This is a genomic window from Candidatus Accumulibacter similis, from assembly GCA_013347225.1.
GTDB classification, from domain to species: domain Bacteria; phylum Pseudomonadota; class Gammaproteobacteria; order Burkholderiales; family Rhodocyclaceae; genus Accumulibacter; species Accumulibacter similis.
In genome coordinates this window covers 1,808,916-1,825,154 of sequence record CP054595.1, presented here as the reverse complement: position 1 = coordinate 1,825,154, position 16,239 = coordinate 1,808,916, and the positions used below count along the sequence as shown (strand labels likewise).

Genomic DNA, 16,239 nt, shown 5'->3' with positions numbered 1-16,239 from the left:
CTTTGTTCTGTATTGGACGCTCTCCGGGCCATGGTTCACGCGCCGGGACCACAGTCCAGGCAACGCTCGACGGGCGGCGGCCCCATGCGCAGGGCGCGCTGCAGCCCGCGCAGCGCCGTTCGCAGACCCTCTTCGATGACCGGGTGGTAGAAGGGACTGTCGAGCATCTCCTGTACGCTGTCGCCTCGCTGCACCGACCAGGCGAGCAGATGCCCCAGATGCTCCGCCGCCGGACCGAGCATTTCGGCACCCAGCAGGCGACCACTGCGCCGCTCGGCATAGAGATGCAGGGCACCCCGATTCTTCAGCATGACGCGGCTGCGCCCTTGATCCTCGAACGAGACCGCACCGACGACAAAGTCCACCCCCGAGCGCAGCAACTGCGCGTGGCTCCGCCCGGCGAGCATGATCTGCGGATCGGAGAACACCACCGACAGCGGGGCGCGACGCGGGCGCACGCGCACGTCCGGGAAGCGGCCGGCATTGTCACCGGCGATGCGGCCCTCGTCCGCCGCCTCGTGCAGGATCTCCCGCTCATGCGTCGCGTCGCCGGCGATGAAGACGTGGCTGTCGGCAATCTGGCCGGTACTGGGATCGAAGAGGGGCACGCCGCGCGTATCCAGCGGCAGTCCACCATTCTGCAAGTCCAGTGCGTGCAGATTCGGACGGCGGCCGCTCGCCGCCAGTATCCACTCGTAACGCTGCTCAACTCCCGGATCCTCTTCACCGACGCGAATGGCGACCTCGTTGCCGACACGCCGGAGGTGCCAGTCGGACGCACCCAGGCGCATCGGCAGTTCCTGAGCGAAGAGCTTGCGCGCCTCGGCCTGCAGGACGGGGTCGGTGAGCGGGCCGACGCGCTCGCTGCGGCCATAGAGACCGACGCGCACGCCCAATCGATGCAAGGCCTGCGCCAACTCCAGGGCAATCACCCCGGTACCGAGCACGGCGACGGACTGCGGCAGCGATTGCCAGGCAAAGACGTCGTCGTTGACGATCAGCCGGTCGCCGGCGGCCTCGCGCCAATCTGCCGGCACGTTCGGGTGCGAGCCGGTGGCGATGACGATGCGTCCCGCCGTGACGCGCGTGTGCTCGCCCACCTGCAACGTGTGGCGGTCAAGAAAACGGGCGTGGCCGCGCAGGCGATGCTCGGCCGGCCAATGTTCCACCGCCTCGGTGACGAAGCCGACAAAGCGGTCGCGTTCGTCACGAACGCGCTGCATGACGGCGGCGCCATCGATGCGCAGCGAATCGACGACGACGCCGAAGGCATCGGCGTGCCTTGCCGCATGTGCCGCCTCGGCGGCGGCAATCAGCAGTTTGCTGGGCATGCAACCGACCCGGGCGCAGGTCGTCCCGTACGGCCCTCCCTCGATCACCACGACGCTGCGGGTGTGCGCCAGCGCGGCGCGGTACGCGGACATTCCGGCAGTGCCGGCGCCGATGATGGCAACATCAACTTCCAGTGTATTCACGGACAAGCCCCTTTTCCTCGAATCAGTCTTTGCCGATGCCCGCCGCCGGCGATGGACGGGCAGCGACACGTTACAGGTCCAGCACCAGGCCCGCCGCATTGCCGGCACCCGCTGCCGGCACCGAGCAGCAAATCAGAATCTCGTCGGTCCCCAGGGCGACGGCCGGCAGCGACGTATAGCTGACCTGGCCGGCGATTACCCGGGTCTTGCAGGTGCCGCACGAACCGCCCCGGCAACTGAATTCCGGCGTCAGCCCGCGCGCTTCCGCCAGCTCGAGCAGGCTGCCGCCTCCCGGCTGCCAGCGGGCCTCCTTGGCCGACCGCGCAAACACGACCGCGACGGAAGTTTCGGCTGCCGGCAGGGTGGGCCGGGGGGTTTCCGTGACTGCTTCCGTCACCCGTCGGCGCAGCGACGAGGGGCCAAACTGCTCGACGTGGATTCGCTCGTCGGCAATCTGCATCGCCCGCAAGCCGTCGTACAGGTCCTGGGCGAACGCCGCCGGACCGCAGAGGTAGAAATCGAAATCGTCGAAGGGCAGGATGCCCTTCAGCAAGGGCAGGTCGATGCGGCCGTGAACGTCATGGTCGCTGCCGAGAACGGCAGCCGGTTCGGGCTGGCTGAGAATGCGCACTGCGTCGACCGCACCATCGGCACGCTCGACCAGTTCCTGCAGTTCGCGGTCGAAGGCCCGCTCGGCCAGGGTGCGCGACGCATGCACGAAGAATGTCCGGCGTACGCGGCGGGTACGCACCCCTTCGTACACCACCTCGCGCAGCATGGCGAGCATGGGGGTGATTCCCACCCCTGCCGAGAGGAGGACGAGCGGGCGGCGTTCATGCGCATCCACGACGAAATTGCCGAGCGGCGCACGCGCTTCGAGTTCATCGCCGACGGCGACGTGCTCATGCAGGAACCGCGAAACCCGTCCTGCGCGTTTGACGCTGATGCGGTAGTAGCCATCCGACGGCGCCACCGACAGGGTGTAGGTACGAATGAGCGGGGCAGCTCCCGGGGCGACGGCCAGCCGGATGGGCAGGTGCTGCCCGGCCCTGAAGAGCGGCAATCCGGCGCCGTCGGCGGCTTCGAGATGGAAGGACTTGATGGTCGAGCTTTCGTTGATGATGCATGCAATGCGAAAACGCCGCCACTGGTTGCGCAGCGCTTGTGCCTGCTGGCGAGCCAGAGCCTCTTCCCACGATCCGGTCATCAAGCAGTTGGGCGAGATTTCCTCAAGCCGCCAGCGCAGTTTCAGCACGCGGCGACGGCGCACCGCCTTGTCGACATGCAGACGCCAGAGCCGCTCGGCCCCCAGGAAACTGCCCACTTCGTCACCCGCCAGGACGAGTTCGGTACGACCGGCAAGCTGCAACAGATCGCCGGTGGCGAAGTCGATGAAGAGCAGGCCTGCCCGCGGATTGACCTGCAGATTGCCGAGCGTGTTGAAATGCAGGTTGCCGGCGAAATCGGGGATGGTCAGCACATCAGCGTCGACACGGACGAAGCCGGGCTTGCCACCGCGATGCGAGGCGTCTACCTGCCGCCTGCCTGCATCCCCATCCGGATCCACATAGCTGGCGACGAAAAAGGTATCGGCAGCCCGGATCATGGCACTCGCCTCGGCGTCGAGTGTCGACAGGACTTCGCTGCGACCACAGAAAGGCTCGGCGGGATCACCGGCAAAGCTGAAGTTCCTTGCCTGGATGTATTGTGGGCAGTTGCCGAAGGCATGCTCGACCTGCAGCGTCAGTTGGCGGTCGTCGCGTGCGACCACCCTGCCATTGACGCGATTGCGGCGACGCGTCTGCAGCTCGATACCGAGCACGCCGATGCCGTCTCCCGGCCGCAACGCGTCGCCAGCGGGATCCCCCTGGCCCGGCAGGGCGTTGATCTGCAGGTGCCGCGCATCGGGTGACTGCGTCAGGCCGGCGCGCGCCTCGACGAGCGTCGCCCAGGGATCGCCCGCCGGGTCGACGGCGGCGATCACCAGGAACGGCAGCTGCCGGTAGAAGGTGCGATGCTGCTCCGGCATGAAGTCGCGGATGACCTGGCGACCAAAGACCTCCATGCGTTCGGCGACACCGACGCTCTGTTGCAGCTCACGCTCGCCGCGGTGCCAGGGGGAAGTGGCTGCAGCGCTCATCCTTGCCAGCTCCGGGTGCCGGTGATCACGCTGCCAGTCCGACGGCGGTCTTCTGCATGCCGACAAAGCCGGGCATGCCCTCGATTCTCGCCAGCCAGTCGCGCACCTTCGGGTAGTCGTCCAGGGACACGTTGCCCTCGGGCGCATGCGCGAGGTAGGTATAGGCAGCCACATCGGCGATGGTCATCCCGTCGCCGACGAGGAAGTGGTGCCGCGACAGCTCGCTCTCGATGACGGTCAGGACCGCGTGCGCAAGGGCAATCGCTGCGGCCGCATCCTTCTTCGCTCCGAAGACCGTCACCAGGCGCGCCACCGCCGGCCCGAAGGCAATCTGACCGGCGGCCACCGACAGCCACCTTTGCACCGCGGCTTCGCCGACGGCGTCGCTCGGCAGCCAACGTTCACCTCCGTACTGGCGTGCCAGGTAGACGAGAATCGCGTTGGAATCGGCAACGATCGTTCCGTTGTCGTCGATCACGGGGACCTGGCCGAACGGGTTCAGGGCCAGGAACTCGGGCTCCTTGTGCGCTCCGTGCATCAGGTCGACGTCGACGAGTTGAGTCGGCAGATCGAGCAGTGACAGCATCAGTTGGGCGCGATGGGCGTGGCCGGACAAGGGGTGACGATACAGTTTGATGGCGGTGGCGGGGGTGGCCGACATGATGATTCTCCAGAGAGTGGGGGACGAGGTGAAGACGCGGGGAGTTGCCGGGAGGCCCATGCGAGCGCCAGTCACGGGTAGACATGGTCGGCGCGAAATCGTCTGAGGGGAATCATCGTGCGGCGCAAATCACCATTCCGGTTTCTGCAATGATCCGGCGAGTCGTGTATGCCTCGGCCCTTGGCGCGGTCGTCCCGAGCTGCGCGCCGGACATGCGCCAGGCGGGGAGTGGCTGCCGCATGCCCCTGCTGCTCGCCGCCGCACTGGCACAGCCCGCCATCGCCGAGCGCATCCGCCCTACTCCTCGCAAGCGTCGAGTCCTGACATCCCTGATGGAATTGCGCATTCAAACCGCATGGCATGGATACTCGATCGCTACCCCTGTCGGGAAACGCCGGCTTCCCGGCGGCGCCTCACAAGAGGCGCGCAGAGGGCCCCTGCGCCGCGAGCAGCGCAACCGCCTTCCTGTCGAAGGACATGAAGGTTTCTCCGCCAAGCCACTTCCCTTCGTGGACAATGACGTCATCAGCAAAATCGCCACCTGCTTCGAGCACCGACAGGCCCGCTTCCACGGCTGGCCGGTTCGCCTGCACGCTTGCCGTAGCCAGCAAGGCGTGAATTGCGGCGGCGACATCGGCCGGCTGGAAGCCATAGACCCGGCGCAGCACCCACGCGAACTCGCACAAACACGGCAACGCGACGGCGATCAATTGACGATTGGCTGTGAACCGGGATGACCTGGCGCGATTCATCGTCGAGACGGTCGATCAGCTGGACCTGTCGAACTGGTCGCGCCGGAATCCTGGCCGAGGATCGGAAGCGTACGATCCGGCGACCCTGCTGGCGATTGTGGTCCATGGCTACACCACGGGTATTTTCTCCAGCCGGAAGCTGGACCGGGCAACCTACGATTCAATGGCCGTCCGCCATCTTGCCGCTGGCAGCCATTCCGATCGCGACAGCCTGGCGACGGTCCGCCAGCGCGTTCCTGACGAACTGAGCGTCAAGGCCGGTGGCTGGTGGCGGCTGCGAACAGGCGCACAACGCCCAGGCCGGGGTTGATGCGACGAGAGCCACATCGCCGGACATCGACGAATCCCGCGCCATCGCACGATCGATGCGCATCACCCCCGCCGGGCCGCTTCGATCGCAGCGATGTCGATCTTTCCCATCTGCATCATCGCCGCGAAAGCGCGCTTGGCTGCTGCCCGATCAGGATCGGCAATCGCAGCGGTAAGGGCGCGCGGGGTGATCTGCCACGACAGGCCCCACTTGTCCTTGCACCAGCCGCAGGCGCTTTCCTGGCCGCCGTTGCTCACAATCGCGTTCCACAAGCGGTCGGTTTCGGCCTGGTCGTCGGTCGCCACCTGGAACGAGAACGCCTCGCTGTGCTTGAACTCCGGCCCCCCGTTCAGGCCAAGACAAGGGATGCCCATCACGGTGAACTCGACCACCAGGACGTCGCCCTCCTGCCCGGAGGGATAGTCATCGGGCGCCCGATGGATCGTTCCCACCGCGCTGTCCGGAAACGTCTTGGCGTAGAAATGTGCGGCTTCGACTGCGCTGCCGTCGAACCAGAGGCAAATCGTGTTCTTGCTGAGCATTTTGCTTCTCCTATGGGTGAGGTAGCCGGCGGACGCCGGCGCCGTCGGTGGTGGTTCCCGGCCGACGCCGGCACTGCAAGCTCAGACAGCAGCCCGCAGCGGGTCACTCCGCGCCAGGGTCGATCCTTTCAACTTGGGTGCCGATTTCAGCAGAAAGCGAGTTTTTCAACAGCATCAGTCTGATCCGGCCGGTGATGCCTGGCGTCGGCGGTTTCCCATTGAGCTGGCCGCTCCAGGACCACAAGCGGTCACTGAGTTTTCGTGGTTGGCTGACGGCAAACGACCCGTAGCGGGCATCCAACCCCACGCGACCTCAGCAGCAGATTTCTGGGTCGAGCGGCCATTAATGCCGCGCCGCCTGGCTTATGCACCACCAGCTGATGCGAACGATTGAACAGCGGGAATCCCCTTCCTTGAAGCCCAGGGTAAGCCGTTCAATTCGGAACTGCACCTTGAGCGGCCTCGGGTGCTGTTTGCCACTATGTTCGACGCCGAGCAGATCGACCGCCGGTCGCCGATGCAGCGCAGGGATGTCGCACGGACACCGGTGCAATCCCCGCCTCTTGCACCGCGTCCTGCCGGCTAGGACGAACCGCTTCGGTCCGGTAGCGAATGCCCCTTCAGCCAGTCCGGCAATTCCCGGTCACCCGCGTTCTCGAGGATGTATTGACGGATTAGCTTTCTGACGACCTGGGAAGGTGTCAAATCGTGCGCCGCGCACAGTTCCTCGAATATCTGCTTCTTTCGGGGGTCGATAAGAACGGTTAGACGGGCAGTGCGGCTTTCCATATAAGCACATCCAATGTTAATTAGGTTACAATTGCAATTGTAACAAAAGCGAATACAATTGTTTTTGGATTCGCACAAGAACAGAACTGCAGTCGACCTGTCCAGTCTGGACGAGGTCAGAACGTTGTGCAAGCGCCCCGCTCAGTGACTTTCGTGCGGGCTCTCGGAGGTCTGAACCGTATGCTGTTGCCAACCGGTGGTGGTCGAGACCAGCCGTCCTACACTGAACGAGTAGTCATTGTCACTGGTCCAGTGGGCACCCATCGTGCGTATCTGTAAGTCAGTGAAACGTGACGCGGAGCGCCGCGGCCAGTGATCATCACGCACGGAGGCCTCGTCGATCCGACCCGTTGGTTGCATCTTGACTGGATCCTGCTGGTCATTGTCGCGTGGCTGCTGATTGGTGTTGCCGGTGTCTTCGCCTTGCGCCGCCTGACCTTGGTCGCGAGGGTTCTGTTTCCCGCTGGCGGCGCTTTCGGGTTATTGCTGTTCGGCGTCGCCCTGAATTCTGTCTGGAGCTCGCCCGCGGTCGCGGTACTGCCGATCGGGCTGCCGAGTCTGCCGTTCCATTTTCGCCTTGACAGCCTGTCGGCCTTCTTTCTGCTGATCATTGGCGGCGTCTCGGCGGGGGTGTCAGCCTTCGCCGCCGGCTATTTCCGCAAGGGCGAAGGCACGCCGCCCGGTTTGCTGGCGCTCGAATACCACGTTTTTCTCGCCAGCATGGCGCTGGTGGTTCTCGCCGACGACGCCTACGCGTTCATGGTTATGTGGGAGACGATGGCCTTGTCATCGTTCTTCCTCGTTACCGCCAATCATCGAATCGTCGAGATCCAGCGTGCCGGCTACCTCTATCTGCTGGTAGCGCATATTGGTGCCATCGGAATTCTGTTGTGCTTCGGTGTCCTGCAGGCGAATACCGGCGATTACACCTTCGCGAACATGCGTGCCCAGAAACTGTCCCCGTTCTGGGCGTCAGTCGCGTTCCTGCTCGCCTTGTTCGGTTTCGGGGCCAAGGCCGGCATCGTGCCGTTGCACGTTTGGCTTCCCGAAGCCCATCCGGCCGCCCCCTCGCCGGTCTCCGCGCTGATGAGCGGCGTCATGCTGAAGACCGCCATCTACGGCGTGCTGCGCGTTTTTTTCGACTTGCTGCACACGCCGCTCTGGTGGTGGGGTTTGTTGCTGCTGGCGGTTGGTCTGGCGACCGCACTATTCGGTGTCGTGTTCGCCGCCGTGCAGGTCGATATGAAGCGCCTGCTGGCCTACTCGTCGATCGAGAACATTGGACTGCTGTTCGCAGGCATCGGCCTGACGGTGCTGTTCTCCACCTACGGCATGCAGCCGATGGCGGCGTTGGCCTTGACGGCGGTCCTCTATCATGTGGCGAGCCATGCGTTCTTCAAGAGCCTGCTCTTTGTCGGCACCGGTGCGGTGCTGCACGCCACCGGCGAGCGCAACCTCGGGAAGCTCGGTGGCTTGATCCGCAGCATGCCCTGGGTGGCCTGGGTGACACTGGTTGGCGTGTTGGCGAGTGCCGGTCTGCCGCCGCTCGGTGGCTTCGTTTCCGAGTGGTTGCTGCTGCAAAGCTTTCTCTTCGCTCCCGGTTTGCCGAGTTCCGTGCTCGACATGCTGATCCCGGTGGTGGCGGCGCTAATTGCCTTGGTCGGGGCGCTTGCCGGCTATACGATGGTCAAGTTCTTCGGCGTCATCTTCCTCGGCCAGCCGCGCGAGGAGAAGCTTGTGCAGGCCCGTGACGCAGGCGGCTGGGAGCGGCTTGGCATGGGCTGGCTGGTCGGCGGCTGCCTCGCGCTCGGGCTGTTTCCCGTCCAGTTCATTGCCTTGATCGATCCGGTGACCAAGGCACTGGTCGGCACGGGTCTTGGCGAGACCGTCGACGACAGCGGCTGGCTCCTGGTACCGGTGGCGATCGAACGCGCGAGCTACGGCCCGGCGATCTTCCTGCTGGGCGTGGCTGCCAGTTTCGCGCTCGCCTTCCTGCTGGTGCGTGTGCTTTACCACGGCCGCCTGCGCCGTGCCGCGCCCTGGGATTGTGGCTACCCGTGGCAGAACGCGCGCATGCAGGATACAGCCGAGGGCTTTGGACAACCGATTCGGCAGATTTTCGAACCCTTTTTCCGGATGGAACGTGAGTTGCCGACGCCGTTCGACGCCGAGCCCCGCTATCGGGTGAGCGTTGCTGACCACTTCTGGCACTGGCTCTACCTGCCGCTGGCGCGCGCGATCGAGCGTCTGGCCAGCTTGATCGGCCTGCTCCAGCAGGGGCGGATTTCCGTCTATCTCCTCTACAGTTTCGTGACGCTTATTGCGGTACTGGTAGTGGTGAAGCAATGACCTGGCTAGGTGTTTTCTCACAACTGCTCGAAATCGTCATGGCGCTGCTGCTGGCCCCCTTGCTCGGGGGTTGGGTCAATCAGTGCCGTGCCTGGCTGCAGAACAAGTCAGCACCAGGCGTGCTGCAGCCATACAGGATGTTGCACAAGCTGTTCAACAAGGAATCGGTGCTTGCCGAGCACGCGTCACCACTGTTTCGCGGAGCGCCTTACATCGTTTTCGGCTGCATGGCGCTGGCTTGCGCGATCATTCCGACGCTCTCCACCGACCTGCCGCTGTCGCCGGCGGCCGACGCCATTGCCCTGGTTGGCCTGCTCGCGTTTGCCCGGGTGTTCATTTCGCTGGCGGCGATGGATGTCGGCACCTCGTTCGGCACGCTCGGTGCTCGGCGCGAGATGCTGATCGGCTTTCTCGCCGAACCGGCGCTCCTGATGGTGCTCTTCTCGGCCTCGCTGATCTCGAAGTCGACCTCGCTGACGACGATCGTCGAAACGCTGGCGCATCGCGAGCTGACCATCTACCCAAGCCTGGCCTTTGCCGGGGTCGCCTTCACGATGGTCTCGCTGGCCGAAAATGCGCGTGTGCCGGTGGACAACCCGACCACCCACCTCGAGCTGACGATGATCCACGAGGCACTGATCCTCGAGTATTCGGGCCGCCACCTGGCCCTGCTCGAGTGGGCCGCCAATCTGAAGCTCTTTGCCTATTCGTGCATTGGCCTGGCGCTGTTCTTCCCGTGGGGAATCGCCGAGGCGCAGGCGCCGGTGGCGCTGCTGCTGGCGATTCCGGTGCTGCTCCTGAAGCTGGCGATCGGCGGCGGGCTGCTCGCCGTGCTCGAGACGCTCAGTGCCAAGATGCGCATCTTTCGCGTGCCCGAATTTCTCGCGACGGCTTTCCTGCTGGCGGTGATCGGCATGCTGGTCCATATCCTGGTGCGCGCCTGACATGAGCGCCATGACGGAACTGGTCGGCCAACTGATCAATCTCCTGGCCTCGATCCTCTTGATGCTGGCATTTGCGATGATCTCGCAGCGGCGGATTCTGTCGCTGATTCACCTGTTCACCGCGCAGGGCGTCGCGCTGGTCGCGGCAACGTTGGTCGTCGGCTACGCCACGCAGCAGCCGCATCTGTACCTGTCGGCCGGCATTACCCTGGTGCTCAAGGTCATCCTGATTCCCTTGCTCCTGCATCGGGTGATTGCTCGTCTCGACGTGCGCTGGGACATCGAGACGCTGATCAACATTCCCACGACCATGATTATCGGCATCGCGCTGGTCATTTTCGCTTTCGACCTAGCGCTGCCAATCTCCAAACTGTCGGTCAGCGTCGCCCGGGCCACACTCGGTATTGCGCTCGCCTGTGTGCTGCTCTCGTTCCTGATGATGATCACCCGCTCGAAGGCAGTGCCACAGGTCATCGGCTTCCTGTCGATGGAAAATGGCCTGTTTTTCGCCGCCACCTCGGCCACCCATGGGATGCCGATGGTCGTGGAACTCGGCATCGCCCTCGACGTACTCGTCGGCATCCTGATTCTCGGCGTGTTCATGTTCCATATTCGCGAACAGTTCGACAGTCTCGACATCAGGCACCTTGAAAAGCTCAGGGAGGACTGATTTGACTACGCTGTACTTCGTCCTCGGCATCCCGCTCTTCGGCAGCATGGTGCTGGTGTTCACCGGGCAACGCGAGGCTGCACGCGAGATCAACGTTGCCTTCAGCTTCGGGACTTTTGTCGCCACTTGCCTGCTGACTGTTGAGGTGATCTCAAACGGGCCGCTGTTTGCCTGGAACCGCGAGTTCTACATCGACCCGCTGAACGTGTTTCTCGTGACACTGACCAGCTTCGTCGGCCTCACCACCGCCATCTTCTCGCGGCCCTACATGCGCATCGAGCGCGACCACGGCAAGATGACGCCGCGGCGGCTGCGCGTCTACCACAGCATGTATCAGTTGTTCAGTTTCACGATGCTGCTGGCGCTCACCACCAACAACATGGGCATCCTGTGGGTGGCCATGGAAGCCGCGACGCTGACCACCGTCCTGCTGGTGAGCGTGTACCGGACTGCGGCGAGCCTGGAAGCGGCGTGGAAATACTTCATCCTCTGCGGCGTCGGCATCGCTCAGGCACTCTTCGGCACGGTGCTGCTGTACATGGCCGCCGAGAAGGTGATCGGCACCGAGGGCGGCGCCCTGTTGTGGACCAATCTCGACACGGTCAAGGCGCTGCTCGATCCCGGCATCATTACGCTGGCCTTCGCTTTCCTGTTCATCGGCTATGGTACCAAGGTCGGCCTGGTACCGATGCACAACTGGTTGCCGGATGCGCACGCCGAAGGGCCGACGCCGGTATCGGCGGTACTCTCGGGTCTGCTGCTGAACATAGCCGTGTACGCCCTGCTACGCTGCAAGGTGCTGACCGACGGGGCGCTGGGAAGCCCGCTCGCGGGTCACCTGATGATGGGCTTCGGCCTGCTGTCGGTGGTCGTGGCGGCGTTCTTCCTGTCGCGCCAAAAGGATATCAAGCGAATGTTCGCCTATTCGTCGATCGAACACATGGGACTAATCACCTTCGCCTTCGGCATGGGCGGGCCGATCGCCAACTACGCCGGCCTGCTGCACATGACCGTGCATTCGTTGATCAAGTCGGCGATTTTTTTTGCTGTCGGCCATGCGACGCAGAAGGCCGGGACGCAGAGCATGGCCGACATCCGCGGCCTGATCAAGGTCAGCCCAACGGTCGGTTGGGGCATGATGCTCGGCTCGCTGGCGATCCTCGGTATGCCGCCCTTCGGCGTCTTTGCCAGTGAATTCCTGATCCTCACCACTGCCATGCGCGACCAGCCGTGGGCGACGCCCGTCCTGCTGCTGGCCCTCGGCGTCGCCTTCGCCGCGGTCTTCGGCCGGGTGCAGCCAATGGTTTTCGGCGAAACCTCGGTCAAGGCTCTGCGCCATCCGCCGGCGCTGGTACCGGTCTTCGCCCATCTTGGTCTCGGGCTCATGCTCGGTCTGTACATCCCGCCCTATCTGGACGCTTGGTATCGCCAGGCGGCCAGGATGATTGGCGGCTGAAACGATGCTGATCAACGGCTTCGGTCTCGATTGCGAACGCCTGCCGGCCGCGCTGCCGATCTGGCGCGCAACAGTGCGCTCTGAGACGTGGACAGTGGTCGCCCGCGGGGTGGCGGCAACGGGTGGCCGGCTGCTTGCGTTGTGGGGCTCCGATCGTACGCAAGGCGCCGCGGGCAGTCTGGTCGTCTCGGTCGCCTATGTGGTTTGCGATGGGCTGCTCTGGCTTGATCTGCCGCTCAGCGAGCGGGCTGCCACTTACCCCGATCTGACTCCATTCTTTTCCTGCGCCGGGCGTATGCAGCGTGCCGCGGCCGACCTCCTTGGTGTGGTGGCCGAAGGTGCGACCGATCAGCGGCCGTGGCTAGCCCATGGCGGCTGGCCAGAGGCATACCTTCCACTGCGCCGCGACACTTCGGCAAAGGCTTCCGGGGTAGCAGGAGAGCTCACCGACTATCCCTTTGTTCGCGTCGCAGGCGATGGTGTGCATGAGATCCCGGTCGGCCCGGTGCATGCGGGAATCATCGAGCCGGGGCACTTTCGCTTTTCGGTCGTCGGCGAGAAAGTGCTGCGTCTCGAACAGCGCCTCGGCTACAAGCACAAAGGGATCGAACAGCGCTTCGCCGGCTTGCCACCACTCGACGGCTATCGCCTGGCCGGGCGGGTTTCGGGCGATTCGACGGTCGCTTACGCCTGGGCGTACTGCATGGCGCTCGAGTCGGTCGCCGGCTGCGCGGTCCCGGTGCGCGCCCTCTGGCTGCGGGCGCTCCTGCTCGAACGCGAGCGCATTGCCAATCACCTTGGTGACCTGGGCGCGCTTGGCAACGACGCGGCCTTCGCCTTCGGACTGGCCCAGTTTTCGCGGCTCAGGGAAGAGTGGCTTCGTCTCTCGAAAGAAGCGTTCGGTCATCGCCTTATGATGGATTGCATCGTCCCGGGTGGTGTGTCGTCGGACATCGAGCACGCGATCGCCGACCGCCTGCTACACCAGTGCGACAGCATCGCGCATGAAGTGCAGACTCTGCGCCAGGTGTACGATGAACATTCCGGCTTACAGGATCGCTTCATGACCACCGGCCAGGTGCTGCCGGAGCTCGCCGCCCGTCTCGGGCTGACCGGTCTTGCGGGGCGTGCCAGCGGCCAGGCCGCCGATCTGCGTTGCGACCGGCCATGGGTGCCTTATGACCAGCTCGCGGTGCGGATTGCCACTCAGAGCAAGGGTGATGTCGCTGCGCGGGTTGCGGTACGTTTCGACGAGGTCTTTGAATCGCTGCGCCTAATCCGCGCGATCCTGTTGCAGCTGGGCGAGAGGGCCGGCGGCAGTGTACCCTGGGGTGGGAGCGGCATTCGTTGCGAGTTGCAGTTGCCAGCGACGACTGCGCTTGGCGCAGGTTGGGTCGAAGGCTGGCGCGGCGAAGTCTTTGTCGCCCTTGAATGGGACGGCGAGCAGGGCGCCAGCTGCCTCCGTCGCTGCCACTGCCACGACCCCTCCTGGCAGAACTGGCCAGTGCTCGAGCACGCAGTCATCGGCAATATCGTTCCGGACTTCCCGCTGATCAACAAGTCCTTCAACCTCAGCTACGCGGGGCACGACCTCTGATGTGGCGCATCCTCAAACAGATCGCAGGCCAGGGCATCCGCAGCGAAGCGGCGCCCGAGTTCAGCGCCGCGCTGGGCGTCGAAGGCGAGGGCATTCAGCACCAACTGCTTGCCATTCTCGGCCAGGCGCTGACCATCCGGCAGGTCGATGCCGGTTCGTGCAACGGCTGCGAACTCGAGATCAACGCGCTGAACAACCCCTACTACAACATTGAAGGGCTCGGCATCAAGTTCGTTGCCAGCCCGCGCCATGCCGACATGCTGCTGGTCACCGGACCGGTTTCGCGGAACATGGAGGAGGCCCTGCGCCGAACCTACGAGGCCACGCCGGCGCCCAAGCTGGTAGTTGCCGTCGGCGATTGCGGTTGCGACGGAGGACTCTTCGGCGAGAGCTACGCGAGCAGCGGACGCGTCGCCAACGTCATTCCGGTCGACGTCGCCGTGCCCGGCTGCCCGCCACCGCCGATCGAGATCCTGCGCGGGATTCTGGCGGCGGTCCGACGATGTCGAAACTCGCGGGGATAGAGATGACCTAGCCGATCCTGACGAGGGACGCTGCCCGTACCGGGAAAGCCCCCGGCTCTGCCGGGGGATGGTTGCTTTTTGAGTTCTTGTTCGTAGGTTCCATGATCTTTCTTCAGAAAGAATTTGACTTCGCCAAGATGTGCGCCGTGGCCAGCCTCCAGTTAACAATTGAAGCTTGCCAAGCGCAAGCCCTCGCAAAGCCCAGGTTTCTTGCCTTTCGGCCCCAAGCATTGGGGGGGACAAGCGTGTTTGCTGTTGGGAAATCTTCTAGGTCTGAATCGCAGCGGCCTCCATAGACAGTCTCGAAGGGCCGTTTGGCAGAGCAAGCCGGCTGCACGCACTGACCGTGGTCGATGGTCGGTTAAGCCGAGTTGTTCGCGTAGGCCGTCTGGCGGGTTGTGAAGTGGAACAGTCCTTCAAATGGCAGCTCTTTCGACGTGTCGAATTTCCGCTTCTGGCCGGCTGCCGACCGACGCCATCCTAACTCACCGGCGGCTTCCCGAGGCATAGCGGTCGGTCAGGCCAGGAAATCGACATCCTCGGTCGGATGGCTGCTTGCGCTCTGAACGGCCCGGTCAACGTCGCCTTTCGAGAAAAGCCTCCACCGCCTGGTTGTGGCCGTCAGCGGACCATGACCGCCGTGGGACCAGGGGACTACTTCACCACGGCAGGATTTCGCCATTCTGGTGCAGGAATCTTCCAGTGGTCTCGATCTTGAGTTCGTCGATGCGCTGCAGGAGCCCGCGAACGGACTCGTCCGGATCGATCTGGCCGTGGCCGCCGGTCATCTTGGTGCGCACAAAGCCTGGGTGCAGGATGACCACAGCGACCCCTCGCGGCTTGAGGTCGTGGGCGAGGGAGACACCGGCCGCATTGAGCGCAGCCTTGCTCATACGGTAGCCATAGCATGCTCCGGAGGTGTTGTCGCCCATGGAGCCCATGCGACTGGTGATGAGCGCGACCTTCGAGCCCGGATGCAGGCGGGACGAGAGGGCCCTCGTGAGAAAGAGTGGCGCCATGGCGTTCACTTCGAACTGCGCGCGAACTTGGTCGGCAGCGACCTCTTCGAGGGAGTCGGCAACGAGCAATCCTGCGTTGTGAATCAGGAGGTCAATCTCGTCGTGTGCGAGCCGTTCGGCGAGCTTGGGCCACGCCAGAGGGTCGGTCAGGTTGATCGGACTTTCGACGCGCACCCCGAGCGCGTCAAGCCCCGGCGAGTGCTGGCGACAGACCGCAACCACGCTCGCTCCGCGTGCCTTGAGCTGTCGCGCGAACTCAAGGCCGATTCCACGATTGGCACCTGTGACGACTGATACGCCCATACCGCTCCTCCTCTTCGATCCGTCTCGAACCCCGCGCTTCGGTGCCCATGCCTTGCCGCCATAGGCGTCACAATCCCATCAGCGGCGACGTGCAGATCATACCAAGGGCATCGTCCACGGGGGCTATCGAATCAGTGCTTCCCCAACGAATTGCGTTTGCGTCCATCTGCCGCGCCGAAAGCGACGAGGCCAACCGCTGGTGCATCCGCCGCAGCTAAACCTCGTTGCGTAATGAAGTCCCTCGACGGCGGTACCAATGCGGATTGCAAGGGTCTTGCGCCCCTGGTCAAGCCACGGGCACCCGGCGCCAGGCGCTACTGCGTAACGGCGAAGGGTCGTCAAGGGCAACGCGATGCTGCTGGCGGTGGCGGTCAAGAAGCGCCAACTGGGCCGGAAACGGGATCCGGTACGGCGGGCAAAACCACGAAGCAAAAACGGCAAATGTAACCCCGGCGTAACCCCGCAAAAAAGCCCCGGCTTGCGACCGAGGCCAAGTGCTTGATTCTTTGTGGTGCCGCTGCCCGGAATCGAACTGGGGACCTACGCATTACGAATGCGCTGCTCTACCGACTGAGCTACAGCGGCACGGCGATGGCTACCACCCATGCAGGAGCGCGATTCTAGCAGTGCCTGCGGGCTTTTGGAACCCCTTGTTCCTGTCTGCTGGCACGAACCGCCCCTTGGCGACCGGCGCCGCAGCCTGCGCAC

At 64.1% G+C, this 16,239-nt stretch carries 13 protein-coding genes, 1 tRNA gene and 1 pseudogene; 7 read left to right on the top strand and 8 right to left on the bottom strand.

The window, feature by feature from the left end:
• Nucleotides 1-35: 35 nt before the first annotated feature.
• From HT579_08440 to HT579_08425, 4 genes and pseudogenes are all read right to left on the bottom strand, one after another.
• Nucleotides 36-1,475 (bottom strand): dihydrolipoyl dehydrogenase, encoded by a 1,440-nt coding sequence (locus tag HT579_08440; protein QKS31573.1) that lies wholly within the window; start codon nucleotides 1,473-1,475, stop codon nucleotides 36-38.
• 70 nt (nucleotides 1,476-1,545) lie between these two features.
• On the bottom strand, nucleotides 1,546-3,615 hold the full coding sequence (locus HT579_08435) for a pyridoxamine 5'-phosphate oxidase family protein (GenBank protein QKS28931.1): 2,070 nt from the start codon (nucleotides 3,613-3,615) through the stop codon (nucleotides 1,546-1,548).
• 25 nt (nucleotides 3,616-3,640) lie between these two features.
• On the bottom strand, nucleotides 3,641-4,276 hold the full coding sequence (locus tag HT579_08430; protein ID QKS28930.1) for a glutathione S-transferase family protein: 636 nt from the start codon (nucleotides 4,274-4,276) through the stop codon (nucleotides 3,641-3,643).
• Between the two features lie 413 nt (nucleotides 4,277-4,689).
• Nucleotides 4,690-4,995: pseudogene (locus HT579_08425) on the bottom strand (type II toxin-antitoxin system VapC family toxin).
• Nucleotides 4,996-4,999: 4 nt separating this feature from the next.
• Here HT579_08425 and HT579_08420 point away from each other — a divergent pair.
• Nucleotides 5,000-5,338: a transposase gene (locus tag HT579_08420; protein ID QKS28929.1), complete on the top strand. Its 339-nt coding sequence runs from the start codon at nucleotides 5,000-5,002 to the stop codon at nucleotides 5,336-5,338.
• Between the two features lie 62 nt (nucleotides 5,339-5,400).
• Here HT579_08420 and HT579_08415 read toward each other — a convergent pair whose 3' ends face one another.
• Together HT579_08415 and HT579_08410 are read right to left on the bottom strand one after the other, a co-directional pair.
• A complete protein-coding gene (locus HT579_08415; GenBank protein ID QKS28928.1) occupies nucleotides 5,401-5,880 on the bottom strand; it encodes a VOC family protein in 480 nt (159 codons plus the stop codon).
• A gap of 103 nt (nucleotides 5,881-5,983) precedes the next feature.
• Complete coding sequence (locus HT579_08410) at nucleotides 5,984-6,181, bottom strand: hypothetical protein (GenBank protein ID QKS28927.1); 198 nt, start codon at nucleotides 6,179-6,181, stop codon at nucleotides 5,984-5,986.
• 806 nt (nucleotides 6,182-6,987) lie between these two features.
• Here HT579_08410 and hyfB point away from each other — a divergent pair.
• Genes hyfB through HT579_08380 form a run of 6 tightly spaced genes read left to right on the top strand, consistent with a single transcriptional unit; the run spans nucleotide 6,988 to nucleotide 14,209 of the window.
• Nucleotides 6,988-9,018, top strand: coding sequence for a hydrogenase 4 subunit B (gene hyfB / locus HT579_08405; protein ID QKS31572.1), 2,031 nt, complete (start codon nucleotides 6,988-6,990; stop codon nucleotides 9,016-9,018).
• Complete coding sequence (locus HT579_08400) at nucleotides 9,015-9,962, top strand: NADH-quinone oxidoreductase subunit H (protein ID QKS28926.1); 948 nt, start codon at nucleotides 9,015-9,017, stop codon at nucleotides 9,960-9,962. The genes hyfB and HT579_08400 overlap by 4 nt, the downstream gene beginning before the upstream one ends.
• A gap of 10 nt (nucleotides 9,963-9,972) precedes the next feature.
• Nucleotides 9,973-10,632, top strand: coding sequence for a formate hydrogenlyase (locus tag HT579_08395; GenBank protein ID QKS28925.1), 660 nt, complete (start codon nucleotides 9,973-9,975; stop codon nucleotides 10,630-10,632).
• 1 nt (nucleotide 10,633) lies between these two features.
• Nucleotides 10,634-12,088 carry a hydrogenase 4 subunit F gene (locus tag HT579_08390; protein QKS28924.1) on the top strand — a complete coding sequence of 485 codons (1,455 nt, stop codon included), beginning with the start codon at nucleotides 10,634-10,636 and terminating at the stop codon, nucleotides 12,086-12,088.
• A gap of 4 nt (nucleotides 12,089-12,092) precedes the next feature.
• The gene (locus HT579_08385; GenBank protein ID QKS31571.1) at nucleotides 12,093-13,685 is read left to right on the top strand and encodes an NADH-quinone oxidoreductase subunit C; all 1,593 of its coding nucleotides are present in this window, start codon (nucleotides 12,093-12,095) and stop codon (nucleotides 13,683-13,685) included.
• Complete coding sequence (locus HT579_08380) at nucleotides 13,685-14,209, top strand: formate hydrogenlyase (GenBank protein QKS28923.1); 525 nt, start codon at nucleotides 13,685-13,687, stop codon at nucleotides 14,207-14,209. The genes HT579_08385 and HT579_08380 overlap by 1 nt, the downstream gene beginning before the upstream one ends.
• 659 nt (nucleotides 14,210-14,868) lie before the next feature.
• On the opposite strand, the gene HT579_08375 is transcribed toward HT579_08380, so the two are convergent.
• Together HT579_08375 and HT579_08370 are read right to left on the bottom strand one after the other, a co-directional pair.
• Complete coding sequence (locus tag HT579_08375) at nucleotides 14,869-15,531, bottom strand: SDR family oxidoreductase (GenBank protein QKS28922.1); 663 nt, start codon at nucleotides 15,529-15,531, stop codon at nucleotides 14,869-14,871.
• A gap of 509 nt (nucleotides 15,532-16,040) precedes the next feature.
• Nucleotides 16,041-16,116 (bottom strand) — tRNA-Thr (locus tag HT579_08370).
• Nucleotides 16,117-16,239 lie beyond the last annotated feature (123 nt).